The sequence below is a fragment of the Rhizobium sp. CECT 9324 genome (assembly GCF_918741265.1).
In the GTDB taxonomy this organism is placed as follows: Bacteria; Pseudomonadota; Alphaproteobacteria; order Rhizobiales; family Rhizobiaceae; genus Allorhizobium.
The window spans coordinates 1,219,653-1,238,541 of record NZ_CAKKMZ010000002.1; the positions used below are offsets into that span (position 1 = coordinate 1,219,653).

General features: G+C 59.4%; 19 protein-coding genes. 14 read left to right on the top strand and 5 right to left on the bottom strand.

Going from position 1 to position 18,889, the window contains the following annotated elements; all coding sequences use genetic code 11:
* Positions 1-64: 64 nt before the first annotated feature.
* The 4 genes from LQ231_RS25485 (at position 65) to LQ231_RS25500 (ending at position 4,543) form a co-directional block, all read left to right on the top strand.
* Complete coding sequence (locus tag LQ231_RS25485) at positions 65-352, top strand: XapX domain-containing protein (protein ID WP_113139747.1); 288 nt, start codon at positions 65-67, stop codon at positions 350-352.
* Positions 352-2,334: an amidohydrolase gene (locus LQ231_RS25490; RefSeq protein WP_230174914.1), complete on the top strand. Its 1,983-nt coding sequence runs from the start codon at positions 352-354 to the stop codon at positions 2,332-2,334. Before LQ231_RS25485 ends, LQ231_RS25490 begins: the two co-directional genes overlap by 1 nt.
* Positions 2,335-2,504: 170 nt before the next feature.
* Positions 2,505-2,948: a DoxX family protein gene (locus LQ231_RS25495; protein WP_230174916.1), complete on the top strand. Its 444-nt coding sequence runs from the start codon at positions 2,505-2,507 to the stop codon at positions 2,946-2,948.
* Positions 2,945-4,543, top strand: a complete 1,599-nt coding sequence (locus LQ231_RS25500; protein ID WP_230174918.1) for an MFS transporter — start codon at positions 2,945-2,947, stop codon at positions 4,541-4,543. Before LQ231_RS25495 ends, LQ231_RS25500 begins: the two co-directional genes overlap by 4 nt.
* 76 nt (positions 4,544-4,619) lie before the next feature.
* On the opposite strand, the gene LQ231_RS25505 is transcribed toward LQ231_RS25500, so the two are convergent.
* Positions 4,620-5,222 carry a ferric reductase-like transmembrane domain-containing protein gene (locus LQ231_RS25505; RefSeq protein WP_356637593.1) on the bottom strand — a complete coding sequence of 201 codons (603 nt, stop codon included), beginning with the start codon at positions 5,220-5,222 and terminating at the stop codon, positions 4,620-4,622.
* 15 nt (positions 5,223-5,237) lie between these two features.
* The gene (locus tag LQ231_RS25510) at positions 5,238-5,726 is read right to left on the bottom strand and encodes a twin-arginine translocation pathway signal (protein ID WP_230174922.1); all 489 of its coding nucleotides are present in this window, start codon (positions 5,724-5,726) and stop codon (positions 5,238-5,240) included.
* Between the two features lie 472 nt (positions 5,727-6,198).
* Here LQ231_RS25510 and LQ231_RS25515 point away from each other — a divergent pair, with 472 nt between their 5' ends.
* From LQ231_RS25515 to LQ231_RS25540, 6 genes are all read left to right on the top strand, one after another.
* A complete protein-coding gene (locus LQ231_RS25515) occupies positions 6,199-7,131 on the top strand; it encodes a LysR family transcriptional regulator (protein ID WP_230174924.1) in 933 nt (310 codons plus the stop codon).
* A gap of 169 nt (positions 7,132-7,300) precedes the next feature.
* On the top strand, positions 7,301-7,558 hold the full coding sequence (locus LQ231_RS25520) for a 4-oxalocrotonate tautomerase family protein (protein ID WP_230175073.1): 258 nt from the start codon (positions 7,301-7,303) through the stop codon (positions 7,556-7,558).
* A gap of 149 nt (positions 7,559-7,707) precedes the next feature.
* The gene (locus tag LQ231_RS25525) at positions 7,708-8,790 is read left to right on the top strand and encodes a nitronate monooxygenase family protein (RefSeq protein WP_230174926.1); all 1,083 of its coding nucleotides are present in this window, start codon (positions 7,708-7,710) and stop codon (positions 8,788-8,790) included.
* Positions 8,791-9,117: 327 nt separating this feature from the next.
* A complete protein-coding gene (locus LQ231_RS25530) occupies positions 9,118-9,828 on the top strand; it encodes an SDR family oxidoreductase (protein ID WP_230174928.1) in 711 nt (236 codons plus the stop codon).
* Between the two features lie 120 nt (positions 9,829-9,948).
* Positions 9,949-10,350: a MarR family winged helix-turn-helix transcriptional regulator gene (locus LQ231_RS25535; RefSeq protein WP_230175075.1), complete on the top strand. Its 402-nt coding sequence runs from the start codon at positions 9,949-9,951 to the stop codon at positions 10,348-10,350.
* 70 nt (positions 10,351-10,420) lie between these two features.
* On the top strand, positions 10,421-11,713 hold the full coding sequence (locus LQ231_RS25540; RefSeq protein WP_230175077.1) for an MFS transporter: 1,293 nt from the start codon (positions 10,421-10,423) through the stop codon (positions 11,711-11,713).
* 238 nt (positions 11,714-11,951) lie between these two features.
* Here LQ231_RS25540 and LQ231_RS25545 read toward each other — a convergent pair whose 3' ends face one another.
* From LQ231_RS25545 to LQ231_RS25555, 3 genes are all read right to left on the bottom strand, one after another.
* Positions 11,952-12,248 carry a PRC-barrel domain-containing protein gene (locus LQ231_RS25545; protein ID WP_113139736.1) on the bottom strand — a complete coding sequence of 99 codons (297 nt, stop codon included), beginning with the start codon at positions 12,246-12,248 and terminating at the stop codon, positions 11,952-11,954.
* 118 nt (positions 12,249-12,366) lie between these two features.
* The gene (gene dgoD / locus LQ231_RS25550) at positions 12,367-13,515 is read right to left on the bottom strand and encodes a galactonate dehydratase (RefSeq protein ID WP_230175079.1); all 1,149 of its coding nucleotides are present in this window, start codon (positions 13,513-13,515) and stop codon (positions 12,367-12,369) included.
* A 38-nt stretch (positions 13,516-13,553) separates the two neighbouring features.
* The gene (locus LQ231_RS25555) at positions 13,554-14,327 is read right to left on the bottom strand and encodes a FadR/GntR family transcriptional regulator (RefSeq protein WP_230174930.1); all 774 of its coding nucleotides are present in this window, start codon (positions 14,325-14,327) and stop codon (positions 13,554-13,556) included.
* A gap of 190 nt (positions 14,328-14,517) precedes the next feature.
* Between LQ231_RS25555 and LQ231_RS25560 the strand changes: the two genes are divergently transcribed.
* Genes LQ231_RS25560 through LQ231_RS25575 form a run of 4 tightly spaced genes read left to right on the top strand, consistent with a single transcriptional unit; the run spans position 14,518 to position 18,887 of the window.
* A complete protein-coding gene (locus LQ231_RS25560; protein ID WP_113139734.1) occupies positions 14,518-15,501 on the top strand; it encodes an arabinose ABC transporter substrate-binding protein in 984 nt (327 codons plus the stop codon).
* A gap of 60 nt (positions 15,502-15,561) precedes the next feature.
* A complete protein-coding gene (gene araG / locus LQ231_RS25565; RefSeq protein WP_113139733.1) occupies positions 15,562-17,064 on the top strand; it encodes an L-arabinose ABC transporter ATP-binding protein AraG in 1,503 nt (500 codons plus the stop codon).
* 12 nt (positions 17,065-17,076) lie between these two features.
* Positions 17,077-18,027 (top strand): L-arabinose ABC transporter permease AraH, encoded by a 951-nt coding sequence (araH, locus tag LQ231_RS25570; protein WP_113139732.1) that lies wholly within the window; start codon positions 17,077-17,079, stop codon positions 18,025-18,027.
* Positions 18,024-18,887 carry an aldose 1-epimerase gene (locus tag LQ231_RS25575; protein ID WP_113139731.1) on the top strand — a complete coding sequence of 288 codons (864 nt, stop codon included), beginning with the start codon at positions 18,024-18,026 and terminating at the stop codon, positions 18,885-18,887. Before araH ends, LQ231_RS25575 begins: the two co-directional genes overlap by 4 nt.
* Positions 18,888-18,889 lie beyond the last annotated feature (2 nt).

Genomic DNA, 18,889 nt, shown 5'->3' on the forward strand with positions numbered 1-18,889 from the left:
ATTTGAGCGGGCCGCTCCGACGATCTTCTCGGAGCGGCATTTCTCTTATTTTGGAGGACTTCCCATGAAAATCTATCTTCTTTCACTTGGCGCGGGTCTGCTGGTCGGCATCATCTACAGTCTGCTCAACGTCCGTTCGCCCGCACCTCCTGTGATCGCCCTTGTGGGTCTTCTCGGCATTCTCGTCGGTGAGCAGATCATTCCGCTCGCCAAGTCACTTTGGGGCAAGGAGCCCGCAGCCGTTTCCTGGCTCAACCAGGTGAAGCCGCACATGTTTGGGCATATGCCGAAGGGTGGGAATGCTGTTGAGGTTGCCGATCGCACGGAAACGAATGTAGGGGAGCGGGGCTGATGACGACGCGTCGAACCTTTCTCGGAGGGGCATCGAGCCTGGCGTTTTCGAACCTCTTTTCAACGGCCAGTGCCGCCGACCCTAACCAGACCGGAGTAGATGCCATGTATCCAGACTTAATTTTCCACAATGGGCGCTTCACGACTCTTGATCGCAGCAATCCGACCGCGACCGCGGTCGCCATCCAGGATGGACTGTTTCTGGAGGTCGGTTCCGATAGCGAGATCATGGCTCTCGCCGGAGCCGGGACGAAAATCGTTGATCTGAAGGGCAAAAGCGTCCTGCCCGGCCTGATCGACAACCATACTCACGTTGTGCGCGGTGGGCTGAACTACAACATGGAACTGCGCTGGGATGGCGTCCGCTCGCTTGCCGATGCGATGGACATGCTCAAACGGCAGGTCGCGATCACGCCGGCTCCGCAATGGGTGCGCGTCGTCGGTGGTTTCACCGAACACCAGTTCGCCGAAAAGCGCCTGCCGACGATTGAGGAGATCAATACGATTGCCCCCGACACCCCGGTCTTTCTATTGCACCTCTATGACCGCGCGCTCTTGAATGGTGCGGCACTTCGCGCCGTGGGTTACACGCGCGACACGCCAAATCCACCCGGCGGCGAGATCAGCCGTGATGCCAACGGCAATCCAACGGGTATGCTGCTTGCCAAGCCGAACGCAGGTATTCTTTATTCGACGCTTTCCAAGGGGCCGAAGCTGCCTCTGGACTACCAGGTCAACTCGACCCGGCATTTCATGCGCGAACTGAACCGATTGGGTGTCACCGGCGTCATCGATGCGGGTGGTGGATTCCAGAACTATCCAGACGACTACGAAGTCATCCAGAAGCTGTCAGACGAAAATCAGATGACGGTGCGGCTCGCCTATAACCTCTTCACGCAAAAGCCCAAGGAAGAGAAAGAGGATTTTCTCAACTGGACGTCCTCGGTCAAATACAAGCAAGGCAACGACTATTTTCGCCACAATGGTGCCGGTGAGATGCTGGTCTTCTCTGCGGCCGACTTCGAGGATTTTCGCCAGCCGAGGCCGGAGATGGCACCAGAGATGGAAGGTGAGCTTGAGGAGGTCGTGCGAGTACTGGCCGAGAACCGCTGGCCGTGGCGTATGCATGCGACCTATGACGAGACGATCACACGCGCGCTCGACGTCTTCGAGAAGGTCAACAAGGATGTACCGCTGGAGGGCCTGAACTGGTTCTTCGACCATGCCGAGACGATTTCGGATCGATCGATCGATCGCATCGCGGCTCTCGGTGGTGGTATCGCCACCCAGCATCGCATGGCCTATCAGGGCGAATATTTCGTCGAGCGTTATGGCCACGGCGTTGCCGAAGCCACCCCGCCGATCCGCAAGATGCTGGACAAGGGCGTCAACGTGTCAGCCGGCACAGATGCGACCCGTGTGGCCTCCTACAATCCCTGGGTCTCACTGTCCTGGATGGTGACCGGCAAAACTCTCGGAGGCATGCAACTCTACCCGCGGGCCAACTGCCTCGACCGCGAGACCGCGCTGCGCATGTGGACGGAGAAAGTGACCTGGTTTTCGAATGAAGAAGGCAAAAAGGGCCGCATCGAGAAAGGCCAGTTCGCCGACCTCATCGTGCCGGACAAGGACTTCTTCGCCTGCGCCGAAGACGAAATCTCTTTTCTGACCTCGCAACTGACCATGGTCGGTGGCAAGATCGTCTTTGGAGCGGGTGACTTCAAAACGCTCGACGAAAACGACGTACCTCCGGCGATGCCCGATTGGTCGCCTGTCCGCAAATTTGGTGGTTATGCGGCGTGGGGCGAGCCGGAGGGTGCCGGCGCGCGTTCTCTGCGGCGCACGGCAATCTCGACCTGTGGCTGCACAAGCGATTGCGGAGTCCACGGACATGACCACGCAGGAGCATGGACCTCGAAGCTTCCAATCGCTGACCTGAAGGGCTTCTTCGGCGCTCTTGGCTGCTCCTGCTGGGCAGTCTGATCCCGTCCTCCGCTTGGGTGGCCTGTTCACCCAAGCGATCCCATCCCATAATTGCAATATTCGCAATTAAATCGAAACTATTGCTGCAATTGTTGGTTGGACGATCGCCAGTCAATATCGCTCCATCAACGCGGCCGCTCAATCATGCCGGCGGTCAAAAAGGAGCAGATATGACCTACCAATCCCCTGTATTGAATTCAGCCCTCAACGGACTGGCACGTGTCGTTGGCTCTCCCATCACACGTATTTTGTCCCTGATCGCTCTCTGCGCGGCTTACATCCAGGGTCCGCTCACCAAGATCTTTGATTTCAATGGCGCTCTGGCAGAGATGGAGCATTTTGGGCTCCACCCGGCGGCCTTCTTTGCCGTTGCTGTCATTGTGTTCGAGCTTACGGCATCCTCGATGGTAGTTTTGGGCTTCCTGCGCTGGGCGGGCGCACTCGCGCTTGCCGGCTTCACTTTGCTGGCAACCGTCATCGCCCTTCGTTTCTGGGAAATGGCGCCCGGCATGGATCGCATGATGGCGACCAACGCCTTCTTCGAGCACATTGGTCTTGCAGGTGCATTCATCCTGATAGCATCGTCCGACCTCACCAAGGGAGCAGGCAAATGAGCGGTACAAAATCTCCTGCAGGGACATTCGCGCCTCTTGCGCAACCCGTCTTCGCGGTAATCTGGATTGCGACCGTCCTTGGCAATACCGGAAGCTTCATGCGCGATGTCGCAAGCTCCTGGCTGATGACGGATCTGTCGGCATCGCCTGCGGCCGTTGCCATGGTGCAAGCGGCCGGAACCTTGCCGATCTTCCTGCTGGCGATCCCGGCGGGCGTTCTGACCGACATTCTGGATCGCCGCAAATTCCTGATCGCGGTACAGCTCCTGCTCGCATCGGTGAGTATCTCGCTAATGGTTCTGGCTCATATGGGGATGCTTTCCGTCAGCGCCCTGATAGGCCTAACCTTCCTCGGCGGAATTGGTGCCGCGCTGATGGGGCCAACCTGGCAGGCTATTGTGCCGGAACTGGTAAAGCGCGAAGACGTGAAAAGCGCCGTTGCACTGAATTCGCTCGGCATCAACATCGCGCGCTCCATTGGGCCGGCAGCTGGCGGTCTGCTGCTGGCGGCCTTTGGCGCCGGGATAACCTACGGAGCCGACGTTGCCAGTTACATCTTCGTGATCGCTGCGCTCGTCTGGTGGCCGCGGGCCAAGAATGCCAACGACGCGTTGCAAGAGAACTTCTTTGGCGCTTTCCGTGCCGGCCTTCGTTACACCCGCTCGAGCAGGCCGCTGCATGTCGTCCTTCTGCGCGCAGCAATCTTCTTCGCATTTGCCAGCGCCGTGTGGGCTCTTCTTCCGCTCGTTGCCCGGCAGCTTCTCGATGGTGACGCGAGCTTCTATGGCATCCTGCTTGGCGCGGTCGGCGCTGGTGCAATCGGCGGAGCGCTGGTCATGCCGACGTTGCGCGAGCGCTTGAGTGCGGACGGCCTGCTTCTCGGTGCAGCGCTGACCACGGCAGTCGTTATGGCTGTCCTGTCGGTTGCTCCGCCGAAGGTCGTCGCCCTGATCGCTCTTCTCTTCCTGGGCGGCGCGTGGATTACGGCCCTGACCACGCTGAATGGTGCAGCCCAGGCCGTCCTTCCCAACTGGGTTCGTGGTCGCGGCCTTGCTGTCTATCTGACGGTCTTCAACGGAGCGATGACGGCTGGTAGCCTGGGCTGGGGCGCCGTCGGTGAAGCGGTCGGCATCCAAACCACCTTGTTGATCGGCGCTGTCGGCCTTCTTTTTGCTGGGGTCATCATGCACCGCGTCAAGCTTCCCGCAGGCGATGCCGACATGGTGCCGTCCAACCACTGGCCCGAGCCGCTTGTTGCGGAGCCTATTGCCCACGACCGCGGTCCAGTTCTGATCCTGATCGAGTACAGGGTCGAGAAGCAGCATCGTGCAGCCTTCCTGCATGCCATCGACAACCTTTCGCACGAACGCCGCCGAGACGGTGCCTATGGGTGGGGTGTCACCGAGGATTCAGCTGACCCGGAGAAAATCGTCGAGTGGTTTATGGTGGAATCCTGGGCCGAACACCTGCGCCAGCACAAGAGGGTCTCCAATGCCGATGCGGATTTGCAGGGCAAGGTTCTGACCTACCATCTCGGTCCTGAGAAGCCTGTCGTGCGTCACTTCCTGACAATCAATCGTGCAGGCGCAGCATAGAAAGTGCAGTAGGTGGGGCGGCTTAGGCCGCCCTAGCCGAGCGACCGGTGCCGGCATTCGTCTCTCCGACAGAAGTTCATTGCTTGCCTGGAGCGCGCCGTCTTGCACGCAGCCATGGGGTCACGACCGCGGCCACGGTTGCAGTAACGGCTAGACCACAAAGGACGGCCTTCGACGTCGTGTCCATCGTGCCTTCGATCAACATGGCGTGGATAACGCTGCCGAGCACGACGATGCTGGCAAGGCTGGTGTGCCCAACGCGCCAGGCGCGCAGCGAGAGGTGACGCCGCACAAAAGATAGGAGTGCTGCGGCGAAGAGCGCCCACATAGCGCTTACCCCCCAGACAGAAAACGGGGTCGGCGAACGCAACAGCAGCGCGTCGATTATGTCGGGAGGGCTGGTGATCCACAGGCCGGTGACGTGAACGACAACGGCCGCGACCAAAAGCAGGCCCACCGCACGGTGCACAAGACGGGCGCGCTGTCGGTGCAGGCCGGGCAGCCACCCACGCGCGAGTAGGGGCTGCATCATCACGAGGCAAAGGGCCAATACGCCCGCCAAGCCGGCGGCTATGTAGACCGGGTCACGCCAAACGAGGTATTCGCTCGTGGCGGCAAAGGTCAGCGGTACGAAGAGTGCAAGCGCCAGACCGGTCCAGATCAGAAACGCGCGGGCCATGGGCATCAAGCCGGGTCAGACCGGCTGCAGGATAAAATGCGCCTCGAGGCTTGCGTCTTTCGCACTCGCCAGCAAAGGGCGGAGGAATACGGTATCGTATTCGCCGCTGTCATAGGCGAGGTGGGCATGTGCTTGACCAAGTGCCGGCACGATTTGCGGCATTTCGAGCCGAAAGGTGCCATTGGCGTCTGTCAGTGTAGCGCCATGGCTGTGCGCGTCGCGCTCGCTGCCTTCCGTTGTATGAGCCCAGATCTGGATGCGCTGCCCTGGCAGAGGGGCACCGTCTCCGGCGCGGCGCACCGTGCCCGTCATCCAGAAGCCGCCGCCGCCAATTCGCTCGACTATCGGCGCGCCGGGCATATAGTTGTTGGCTCCCCCGCGCATCGAGGGAGTGGCGGCCACACCTGAGGCGCGTGCCGGCATTGCGAGGCCAGAAAACCCGGCTGCCGCAAAGGCGCCGCCACCGAGAAGCAGAGTTCGGCGCTCGAAATTGATCTCAGACATTCTGATTTCCTTCCCGCCTGATGGACTGCGCATATACTAGCGCCCTTTCGTCGGTTGACCAATCTGGGCGGTGCTCAAAACAAGGCACGGTTTCGTGATGGGAAGTAGTCTCGGCAACGTGCAATTTTAAAACGAATGCGGCACCCCCGCCCAATGCAATCCGAAGCCCGACTACACTGGCAATGAGGATATCGACCGCAGCATCCAATGAGCGCGATTCGTCGGTTTCCCCTTTTCGGTAATCGCGATTGAATGCCGAGACGCTCGCCCGCTTGAGGTTGCTAGACTAAGGTCATTAATCCGTAGAGGCAGGCGCAATCGATTCTACACGTTACGTTCGAATTTATCTGAGCGTCCCAATGGACGGGGAGGCAGTCATTTGGTCGACGGAAAGTGAGAGCACTTTTGTCAATGGTGTATGAGCAGACATCAGGTCAGCCGCAATCGCGTGCATGGCTCAAGGAGTTGAATTGTGGATCGCATCGACGCAATGAAGGTCTTTGTCACGGCTGTCGAAGAAGGAAGCCTGGCGGGGGCGGCCCGCAGGCTTAAACGGTCTCCGACCGCAATCAGCCGTGCATTGAACCTGCTTGAGCAGCACGTCGGCGTCGAACTGCTTCACCGCACGACGCGAAGCCTGCGGCTGAGTGAGGCTGGACAGCGCTATGTCGAGGCGTGCCGGAGGGTTCTGTTCGAACTCGAAGAGGCTGACCTGATTGCCGGCTCCGAACGATCATTTCCTCGCGGAACCCTGACTATTTCGGCTCCTCCCATTCTCGGGGAGGAGCTGCTGCGACCCATTCTCGACCGCTTCCTTAAAGACCATCCAAGCGTCTCCGTGCGGCTTTTGATGCTCGATCGTTTCGTCAATTTGGTCGATGAGGGCGTGGACGCTGTCCTGCGGATAGGACACCTGAATGACTCGACGCACATCTCCACGCGCATCGGGGGCGATGTCCGCCGTGTCGTGGTCGCGGCCCCACACTATCTGGAAAACAATCCCGAGATTGAAGCGCCTTCCGATCTTTCGAAACATCAACTTATCGCGTTCTCGAATTTCGGGCTTGAATCCTGGAGCTTTCCACCACAGGCGGGTACGTCCATTCCCAGAACCGTCCACTTCACCCCAAGATATGTCGTCAACAGCGTCCGCGCGGCAGCAGCGTCAGCCGCCGAGGGAATGGGGGTTACAAGGCTCTATTCCTACCACGTGGCAAAATACGTTCGCGACGGTCGCTTGAAAATCGTTCTTCCGCAGGACGAGCCGCCGGCGCTTCCCGTGCATATGTTGACACCACAGGGTCGAGCCAGCGTCCCGAAAGTACGGGCCTTCATCGATTTTGCTGTTCCACGACTTCGATCGGAGCTTGCCGCCATCGCGGCGGAGGCCGGCAGTCTGGGCTGATTGTGCCGAATATCGGTCGGGTGCCGTGCATGGATCGGTAGTTTTCCCGAGGTTCGAATGGGACTAAAATCGCAGGCATTGAAATCCAAAACCTGTGAGGCTGCAAACAGGCCGGTTTTTTGGCTGGCTATGGTCTTGGGCGCCCAGGGAAACCTTGAAAGGGAAAATGATGCCAATCGTCACCGTCCAGATCACCCGTGAAGGAACCACAGCCGACCGGTCTCGTGCAACCGCCGAGGAGAAGGCAGCCATCATAGCAGGCGTAAGCCAGGTCATGCTGGATGTGCTCAATAAGCCGCTCGAATCCACCTACGTGATCATCGAGGAAGTCGGGCTCGATAACTGGGGATGGGGCGGGGTCCCGACCGCGCAATACCGGAAGTTCCTCGCGGACGCAGCTTCCAACGCGCGGACCCCGGACAGATAGATATCCACCCGTCGTCTGTCGGACCATGCGCGCCGGCCTTTGGTTGGTCTGAAAGGTGTTGACGCTACCACGGCCTGTATTGATCGATCGCTAGGCAAATGGGCGAGCATCCCATTTTCGGGGTTTGCAGCACTTTGGAGGAGGAAGATATGACGAGCTGGCCGGATCAACGCATTCTCGATCTTTTCGGAATTAATCTACCGATAATCCAGGCACCGATGGCTGGAGCGACGACGGTCGACATGGTCATTGCAACGACCAGGGCCGGCGGTCTCGGCTCTCTTCCCAGTGCCCAGTTGAACGTCGATGGATTGCGTCAGGCCCTGGTCGAGATCCGTGGCTCAACCAAGGCGCCTGTCAACGTCAACTTTTTCTCGCATCGTTCGCCGCCTATCGATGCTGCGAGCCAAGCACGCTGGAGAGCCATGCTGGCGTCATATTATATCGAAGCAGAGCTCGATCCCGCAATCCCGGCCGCAATTGCCGGTCGGGCGCCCTTTGACGCTGCATTCTGCGAGGTCGTCGAAGAATTCCGCCCCGAAGTCGTAAGTTTCCATTTTGGCCTGCCCGAGCAAGCCCTTGTTCAGCGGGTCAAGGCGACGGGTGCGAAAATCATCTCATCGGCGACAACTGTGGCCGAGGCCATTTGGCTCGAAGCAAACGGCGCCGATGCCGTGATTGCGATGGGCTTTGAGGCGGGAGGACATCGGGGCAACTTCCTGTCTGACGATATGACGACGCAGGTTGGCACGATGGCACTGGTGCCACAGGTTGTTGATGCCGTCCGGGTCCCGGTCATTGCAGCGGGCGGTATCGCCGATGGGAGAGGGGTTGCCGCGGCACTGATGCTCGGTGCATCTGCCGTTCAGGTGGGAACGGCCTATCTGTTCTGTCCAGAGGCAAGAATTCCCGACGTCCACAGGAGCGCAATCGAGGCATCTCGAGATGACAGCACCGCGATCACCAACGTGTTTACCGGCCGACCGGCGAGGGGTGTGGTCAACCGCCTGATGCGCGAAATCGGCCCGCTTTCGGTCGATGCTCCCGCCTTTCCGACAGCCGGCGGCGCGCTTGCGCCAATCAGGGCAAAGGCCGAGGCAGCCTCCAGGGACGATTTTACCAGTCTGTGGTCAGGACAGGGGGCCAGACTGGCACCCAGGATGGGTGCTGAGGAACTTACCCGAGAACTGTACCAATCGGCCATCAATGTCCTGAGCCAGAAATCAGTTTGAAACGCTCGCCATTCGATGGTTCTTGCGAGCGAGGCATTGTTCTTCGTCCACGACGGTGTGACGTGAAAACGCTGGTCGTGGCAATTCGAAAGCGCGCAATCAGACTGGCGCACCAATCCACCGCGATGAACATGTCACCGAGCCGATATGGGCCGGGTGTCGGGTGAGGCGTTGCAGTTCGGCCCCGCAATATGCCGAAAAACGGTTGAGTGATCGCCGATCGACGACAATTCTCCCGAAAAGAGAAATTACCTAAGTTAGTTGCACCGGCCCAAGAGGCGGCAGGCGGGCCAATGAAGGCGCGCTGCAACTGAAAAGGATTATGTCATGAGCAGTCAGAAGGTCGCCATCGTCACTGGCGCATCACAAGGCATCGGTGAAGCACTTGTTCGCGCCTATCGCAAGCGTGATTACAATGTCGTTGCTACCTCACGGTCGATCGGTCCGAGTTCGGACGATCGCGTGCACACAGTCGCCGGAGACATCGCCCAGGCAGAGACGGCGGAACGCGTCGTTCGTGAAGCGCTCCAGCATTTTGGTCGTATTGACACACTCGTCAACAATGCGGGTGTCTTCACTGCCAAACCCTTCATCGATTTCACCCAGGCCGACTATGATTTGAATTTCGGCGTGAACGTCGCGGGGTTCTTTCACATCACGCAGCGCGCCGCCCGGGCAATGCTCAAGCAAGGATCCGGCCACATCGTGAGCATCACGACGAGCCTCGTTGATCAACCGGTCGCCAGTGTGCCTGCGGCTCTCGCTTCCCTCACCAAGGGTGGATTGAATGCGGTCACGAAAGGACTTGCGATCGAGTTCGCCACGAGCGGCGTGCGTGTGAACGCCGTTTCACCTGGCATTATCAAGACGCCGATGCATCCGCCAGAAACGCATGAGTTCCTGTCGGCGCTCCATCCAGTCGGCCATATGGGCGACATCCGCGACATCGTTGATGCTGTCATCTACCTCGAAGGCGCAAACTTTGTCACAGGTGAGATCCTTCACGTTGACGGTGGGCAGAATGCTGGCCGTTGGTAGAAGCTGAGCGAGCAGACTGCGTGGCGTGAAAGCGCCATGCAGCCAGATGGAATGAAGTCCGAAGCCATGAGCGTCACGTCGGCATTGAACTCTTAAAAATAAGGGTATATACCGATGTCTATGGCCCACGACCTATGTCACTGTATCCAATTGCGCAAGGCGTCTCGAAGAGTTTCGGCGCACTATGACGAAGCCCTTGAACCGCTTGGGATCAATGTTGCGCAGTTCAGCCTGCTGCGCAATATCGGCAGTTTGCAACCGGTCTCGTTGACGGACCTGTCCCACAGGGTGGAACTGGACCGGTCGACACTGGGTCGCAATACAAAGGTCCTGGCACGAATGGGTCTGGTGATCTCTGTTCATGGAGAGGATCAGCGCGAAGCCTTGCTCACCATAGCCCCAAAAGGCGTTGATGTTCTGGCATCGGCAATGCCGGTTTGGGAGATTGCGCAGAAGAGCATCGAGGATCGTCTGGGATCCGACAAATTGGAGCAATTGCACGCGCTGCTTTCAGCGCTCTGATCTTTCCATTAAGCGGGTATATACCGATAGATCTTACAGTCAGCAGCAGCTAGAAAAAGGAAATGCCGCAATGCTCTCGACAACGCTTGCTCCCTGGATGGCAGCAAGGAATATTCACTACGGCTGGGTCGTGGCTGCCACGACCTTCCTGACAATGCTTGCAACAGCCGGCGCCATGGGTTCAGCCGGCGTCATGATACAGCCGCTGCATCAGGAGTTCGGTTGGGACATTGCCGACATTTCCTCAGCGATGGCCGTGCGCCTGGTCCTGTTTGGCCTGCTTGGTCCCTTCGCCGCCGCTTTCATGAATCATTTCGGCATCCGTCAGGTGGTCTCAACCGCGCTCGGGCTGATCATGTTCGGCATTCTTGCATCTTTGGCTATGACGGAGGTCTGGCAACTGCTGTTGCTCTGGGGCGTTGTCATCGGCATAGGCACCGGCATGACAGCGCTGGTGCTCGGTGCAACCATCGCCGCACGCTGGTTTGCCAAGCGCCGCGGTCTCGTCATCGGTCTGATGACGGCAAGCAACGCAACGGGCCAACTTGTCTTTCTCCCTGTCCTTGCGGGCCTGACGGAAGCGTATGGATGGCGTGTGGCTCTGGCCCTTACCGTTGGCGTCATCGCCACAGCCCTGCTGCTGATCTTGTTACTGATGGCCGATCACCCGGCAGATGTCGGCCTTCCGGCCTTTGGAGACACGATTGTTTCGAAACCGGTGAAGAAAGACCATAGCCTGCTTGCAACGCTCGTCTCGCCGCTTGTTGTCCTGAGGAGTGTTGCCAGCTATCCCGTTTTCTGGGTGCTCTTCGGCACTTTTTTCGTCTGCGGCTTGTCCACGAATGGGCTGATCCAGACGCACTGGATTTCGATATGTGGTGACTTCGGGATGGCGGCGGTCACCGCGGCTGGTACCTTGGCAATGATCGGGATTTTCGACTTCGTCGGCACGATCTTTGCGGGTTGGCTCTCGGACCGGTTCGACAATCGCTTGTTGTTGTTCTGGTTTTACGGCCTGCGCGGCCTGTCGCTGATCTACCTGTCCTTCTCCGGCTTCAGCTTTGTCGAATTGTCGGTGTTTGCGATTTTTTACGGTCTCGACTGGGTGGCGACGGTGCCACCGACGGTTAAGCTCGCCGCCGAACACTTCGGGAAGGAGAAGGCGGGCCTCGTTTTTGGCTGGATCTTTGCCGGACACCAGATCGGCGCGGCCACGGCTGCATTTGGGGCCGGCCATCTCAAAAGTGATTTTGATACTTACATGCCTGCGCTGCAGATCGCTGGTGTCATGTGCATGATGGCCGCCTTCGCCGTGGCACTGATGCGAAAAGCAGACAGGGGAGACATGGTCCACTCCACTTAGCGCCTTCGGAAGGCTTAAGCTTGATCAGAGGTTTGGGCCTGCGGGCTGCCCGCCCTGCGACCCTGCCCTCAAGACGTCGACTTCACCGTCATGGAGCCTAAAGTCTCCGACGTCGCGCAGGTTTCACAGGCACTACCGGGCAGGGACCGAATGGGGGCCGTGTCATGATGTAATGAAACAAGGTTATGCGCAAAAAGAAGCCCGGCGCGAAGGCCGGGCTGTCGGTGGGATGGGTGTTTCAGTGGTGGTGCTCAGGCATGTCCTTGAGCTGATCCTTGGTCCATGTCGTGACCGCATGGACGTCACCGTCCTCGTCGCGCATGAAGTCGAGATCAGTGAGTGGCACGGCGACTGGCTTTGCGCCAATGCCAAGAAAGCCACCGACGTCAATAATGGCCTGGCTTCCAGCGCCGGCACCGTGGATGTGATCGACCTTGCCAACCTTATGATCGTCGGCGCCGTATACTGTCGCCCCCTCCAGCGTGCCCGGGGTAAGTTCTGTCGGGGTGAGACGGACATGGTTACTGTGATCCATTGCGGTTCCTCCTGTTCGTGTTAAGTGAGGGAAACCCCATGGAGGGCAAACTGTTCCAAGGTATTTGTCTGCGATGCTTAGGAGAAGCCATGATCCGCTGCAGTGGTGGACACCTCCATCACCACTCCGCGAAGCTGCCGTCTGCGTGACGCCAGATCGGGTTGCGCCAGCGGTGGCCTTCCTTAGCGCGCTCGATCACATAGGCCTCATCCACTTCGATGCCGAGGCCTGGTCCCTGTGGGATGGCAACATAGCCGTCGGCATATTGGAACACGTCCTTGTTGACGATATAGTCCAGGATATCGTTCGACTTGTTGTAGTGAATGCCCAGGCTCTGCTCCTGGATGAAGGCATTGTAGCTGATCGCATCAACCTGCAGGCAAGCGGCCAAGGCGATCGGTCCAAGCGGGCAATGTGGCGCCAACGCCACGTCATAGGCTTCGGCCATCGATGCGATCTTGCGGCATTCGGTGATGCCGCCGGCATGGGACAAATCCGGCTGTATGATGTCGACAAAACCGTCCGACAGGATCTGTTTGAAATCCCAGCGAGAATAGAGTCGCTCGCCAAGCGCAATCGGCGTCGACGTGTGATTGACGATATCGCGCAGAGCCTCCCGGTTTTCCGACAGCACCGGCTCCTCGATGAACATCAGCTTGAACTGGTCGAGTTCTTTGGCCAGAACCTTGGCCATGGGCTTGTGCACGCGACCGTGGAAATCCACCCCGATGCCGATATTAGGACCGATGGCATCGCGGATCAGGCCGATCGTCCCCACTGCCTTGTCGAGCTTCTCGTTGCTGTCGACGATCTGCAGTTCTTCGCAGCCGTTGAGTTTGATCGCCTGGAAGCCGCGGGCGACGACCTCCCTTGCATTGTTGGCGACGTCGGACGGCCGGTCGCCGCCAATCCAGCTATAGACCTTGATCTTGTCGCGCACCTGGCCGCCCAGCAGCGAATGAATCGGCTGACCGAGCGCCTTGCCCTTGATGTCCCACAGCGCCTGGTCGATGCCTGAGATTGCCGACATATGCACGGCGCCACCGCGATAGAAGCCGCCGCGATACATGACTGTCCAGTGATCCTCGATCAGGAAGGGGTCCTTGCCGATGAGATAATCCGACAACTCGTGCACGGCGGCCTCGACCGTCAGCGCACGACCTTCGACCACAGGTTCGCCCCAGCCGACAATGCCCTCGTCGGTCTCGATCTTGAGGAAACACCAGCGCGGCGGCACGATATAGGTTGTGAGCTTGGTGATTTTCATGCGCTTCATCTTCTCTGCTGTTACAGGCCGTGCGTGCCTTACATATTCTTGTTGCGGCCAATTGCCCGTTCGGCAGCGGCCAGATCGTGGACGGCGAGATCAAGCATGCGGTTGGCAACTTGCTTTGCTTTTTCGCCATTCCGCATGCGCAGGGCCTCGACCAGTTCGCCATGAATGGCGACTGCACCTTCACGGTTTTCAACCGCGATGTTTGAGGCGTGCAGCGCATAGCGCAGGGCTGCATGGATAGCGCTTGAGAGGCGGCGGAAGACCTGATTGTGGCTGGCAGCGAGAAGCACCGTATGAAAAAGCACATCCGCTTCGGTGAACCGCTCCGGGTCATCACGCGAATCACGCATTTGCCGCCAGGCACTTTCAAGGTCTGCGATCTGCTGGGTCGTGGCTCGCATTGCGGCGAGTTCAGCGGCCACCGGTTCGATTGTGCGTCGCGCCTCCAGAATGCAGCCCAAGAGGTCGAAATCCTTGATGTAGGGGCCGATCCATTCCAACACGTCGGCATCGAGGATATTCCAGTCATCCTTGTCGCACACGATGGTGCCGACCCGCGGCTTGCCGCGCAGCAGGCCCTTGGATTCGAGGATTTTCAGGGATTCACGGATAACCGTGCGACTGACACCATAGATATCACAAAGGTCGTTTTCGCGCGGAAGCTGGCTGCCCGGTGGATAGCGGTCGGCGCAGATGTCCTGGGCAATGGCCACAGTGACATTGCGGCGGACCCGCGGTCGGCGAACCGTCGCCGGTTGCTGCCCTTTGTCCTGCTGCTCGCCCGTTTCCACCCTGGCCTCCATATGCGCCGTCCTCTACCCGTCTACCTGAATTCGCAAGGGCTTACGATATCGCCGCCACTTGAAAAACCAACGCGGACACGTTTATCTCAATCATCATACCAAGGCAATTGACTGGTATGATGATTTAACCTAATTCTTGCACACTGCCGGGGAGGCAGTTGCACATTTTTTCGAATTTGGGAGAGAACACATGCGCTCATGGAAAAAAGCCATCCTGGCTGGCGTCGTCGCGTTTGCGGCAGCCGGCTCGACCTATGCAGCCGATGTTAAGATCGGCTTTTTGGTGAAGCAGCCGGAGGAGCCCTGGTTCCAGGACGAATGGAAATTCGCCGACCAGGCCGCCAAGGAAAAGGGATTCACACTGGTGAAGATCGGCGCCGAGGACGGCGAAAAGGTGCAGTCGGCAATTGACAACCTTGCCGCCCAGGGCGCCCAGGGCTTCATCATCTGCACGCCCGATGTGAAACTCGGTCCCGGGATTGTCGCCAAGGCTGCGGCCAATGACCTCAAAGTCATGACGGTTGACGACCGTCTCGTCGGTGCCGATGGCAATCCGCTCGAGGATGTGGTGCACATGGGCATCTCGGCCGCGAAGATCGGCGAAACCGTGGGGCAGGCTCTTGCCGAAGAAATCAAGAAGCGCGGCTGGGACATGAAGCAGGTCGGCGCGATCCGTGTTTCCTACGACCAGTTGCCGACTGCCGTCGACCGCGTCGAAGGCGCGATCGCGGCCCTGAAGGCTGCCGGCTTCCCGGCTGAAAACATCTACGACGCCCCGCAGGCCAAGACTGATACCGAAGCCGCTCTGAACGCGGCGACAACTGTGTTGAACAAACATGCCGACGTAAAGCACTGGATCGCCTTCGGTCTCAACGACGAAGCCGTGCTTGGGGCAGTCCGCGCCACGGAATCGGTCGGCATCCCCGCTGAAAACGTCCTCGGTGTCGGCATCGGCGGCGCTGAATCGGCCATCAACGAGTTCAAAAAGCCAACTGCGACCGGCTTCTTCGGCACCGTGATCATTTCGCCAAAACGTCATGGCTACGAGACCGCACTCAACATGTACGAGTGGATCGCCAACGGCAAGGAACCGGAAAAGCTGACGCTGACAGCCGGTGCACTTGCACTGCGCAGCGACTACGAAACCGTCCGCAAGGAACTCGGCATCGAGTAACCTGCCTTTTGGCAAGCACGCCCGGCGGACCAGACCGCCGGGCCTTTCCGCGGAGCTTCCATGGCCTTCCTCGAATTCAAAGATATCAGCAAGGGCTATCCCGGCGTCCAGGCGCTTTCGGACGTGTCCTTTTCAGTCGCCAAGGGTGCGGTCCATGGCCTGATGGGCGAGAACGGCGCTGGCAAATCGACCCTGATCCGCCTGCTTTCCGGCGACCAGTCTGCCGATACTGGCACCATTGCCATCGACGGTGAAGCGCAATCCTATAAATCGGTGCGCGACGCCTTTGCCGCAGGGGTCATCGTCATTCACCAGGAATTGCAGCTGGTGCCAGAACTGACGGTGGCGGAAAACCTCTGGCTCGGTCGCTTTCCCTCCTCCGGCGGCGTCATCAGCCGGCGAAAGCTGATCGACAGCGTTGCTGCAAAGCTCCAGGATATCGGTATCGACATCGATCCCGCCGCCAAGGTGTCCTCTTTGTCCATTGGCGCCCGCCAGATGGTGGAGATTGCCAAGGCTGTCATTCTCGACGCCCGCGTCATCGCGCTGGATGAACCAACCTCTTCACTGTCGTCGCGCGAAAGCGAAGTGCTGTTTGCACTGATCGAGAAGCTGAAGGCCAAGGGCACCGTCATCCTCTACGTGTCCCACCGGCTCGACGAGATCTTCCGGCTCTGCGACAGTCTCACGGTGCTGCGCGATGGCAAGCTCGCGGCGCATCATCCCCGAATTGCCGACACCAGCCGCGACCAGATCATCGCCGAAATGGTTGGCCGCGAGATCAGCAATATCTGGGGCTGGCATGGCCGCGATTTTGGCCTTCCGCGTCTCGAAGTGAAGGATCTTAGCGGATCGCATCTGCCGCGGCCAATCAGCTTTTCCGTCCGGCAGGGCGAAATCCTGGGCTTTTTCGGCCTGATCGGCGCCGGCCGTAGTGAAATGGCCCGCCTGCTCTACGGCGCCGACCATCGCCACGGCGGTACAGTCACCATCGATGGCATGGCCGTTGCCGCCGACAACCCCGGCGCCTCCATCCGCGCCGGCATCGTGCTGTGCCCGGAAGACCGCAAGCATGACGGCATCATCCAAGGCCGCTCGATAGAGGAAAACATCACCATTTCCTCACGGCGGCATTTTTCGCCCTTCGGTATCTTAAGCCTCGGTAAGGAAGCCTCGGTCGCCGACGACTTCATCGCGCGCCTTCGGGTCCGGACGCCTTCGCGCAAGCAGGACATCATCAATCTCTCCGGCGGCAACCAGCAGAAGGTCATTCTCGGCCGCTGGCTGTCCGAACAGGGTGTCAAGGTTCTGGTCATCGATGAGCCGACACGCGGCATCGATATCGGTGCCAAGGCGGAAATCTACGAGATCCTCTACGGGCTTGCCGCCGGGGGCATGGCGATCGTTGTCATCTCCAGCGAATTGCCCGAGGTCATGGGCATCTCGGACCGGATCATGGTCATGTGCCAAGGCCATGTTGTTGCCGATGTGGAGCGGCCGGATTTCGACGAACGCCGCATCCTGACATCTGCCTTGCCCGACCGCACCGCCGCAGCCTCTTAAGGAACGACGCCAATGACTTCCCTCAAAAAACTTCTTCTCGGTGAACAGGGCCTGGTGGTGATCTTCGCGATCGCCTTTGCCATTGTGGCGCTGACGGTTCCCAATTTCATGACCGAGCGCAACATGCTCGGCCTGCTGCAATCGGTCGTCACCATCGGCATCGTCGCCTGTACCATGATGTTTTGCCTGGCCTCGCGCGATTTCGACCTGTCGGTTGGATCGACGGTGGCCTTTTCCGGCATGATTGCCGTCATGGCCTCCAATGCGACGGGCTCGATCATCCTCGGCCTAGTCGCGGCGCTGGCCGCCGGCGCCTTTGTCGGCCTGATCAATGGTGTGGTCATTGCCCGCTTCCGCATCAACGCGCTGATCACCACGCTCGCCACCATGCAGATCGTGCGCGGCTTCGCGCTGATCGCATCCGATGGCCGCGCAGTCGGCATCAACGATCCCGGCTTCTACCAGCTGGCGCTGTCGCGCTTTCTCGGTATCCCGACGCCGATCTGGATCATGGTGGCGCTGTTTATCGTCTTCGGCTTCATTCTCAACCGCACGGTGTTCGGCAAAAACACGCTGGCGATCGGCGGCAATCCGGAAGCATCGCGGCTGGCCGGCGTTAATGTCGTCAATATGCGGATCTGGATTTTCGCGCTGCAGGGCCTGGTTTGCGCCATTGCCGGAATCCTGCTCGCCTCGCGCATCACGTCGGGCCAGCCCAATGCCGCCACCGGTCTTGAACTCTCGGTCATTTCCGCCTGCGTTCTCGGCGGTGTGTCGCTGGCCGGTGGTCGGGCGGCCATGAGCGGCGTGATCGTCGGTGTTCTGATCATGGGCATTGCCGAAAACGTCATGAACCTGCTCAACATCCAGGCCTTCTACCAATATGTCGTTCGCGGCCTGATCCTGTTGATCGCCGTTCTGCTTGACAATCTCCGCTCCTCCGCCGCAGGCCGTCACCGGTGATACCGGCGTCGGAAACCATCGATCTCTCGGACGGTGCCCTTGCCGTCCGGGTTGCCCGCCAGGGTGGCGCGATCCTCGAAGCGAGCTTCGACGGGGTGCCCTTCCTAGTGCCGGGCGGCGGTCCTGAAGGCACGATCGCCAGTTTCCCGCTGGTGCCCTTCGGCAATCGCGTCGAACACAACGGCTTTGCCTTTGAGGGCACGCAGTACCATTTCCAGCCGAACAGCCAGGATCCGCTCTATCTCCATGGCGATGGCTGGTTGGCTCTATGGGATGTCGAGGAGTTCGGCCAGGCCCATGTCGTGCTGTCGCTGCGTCATCCGCCCGACCAAACCTCACTCTATGACTACTGCGCGCGCCAGACGCTGTCACTGGCCGGCGAGACCCTGAGGCTGCAGCTTTCCGTGAGCAACCAAGGCGGTTTGCCGCTGCCTTACGGGCTTGGCCAGCATCCTTTCTTCGCGCGGACGCCGCAGACGCGGCTGACGGTGCGCGCGCCAAACTTCTGGAACGAGCGTGCGGGCCATCTGCCGGGTCATAGCGGGCCAGTTCCCGATGGCCTGGATTTCTCAGGCGGCGCGCATCTGCCCGATCGCTTCGTCAACAATGCCTTTGCCGGCTGGGATGGATTTGCTGGGATCGAGTGGCCGGAACTTGGCCTCGCCGCCGATATCGAGGCGACACCGGTCCATGACATCTTCATGCTCTACATGCCGTCTGATCGGCGCGACTTCTTCTGTTTCGAGCCGATGACCCATTTGCCAAACGGTCATCACATGCCAGACCATGGTGGCTTGAAACGGCTGGGCGGCGCAGACAGCATGCGCGGCGAGATCACCATACATATCAGGAGACTTTAGGC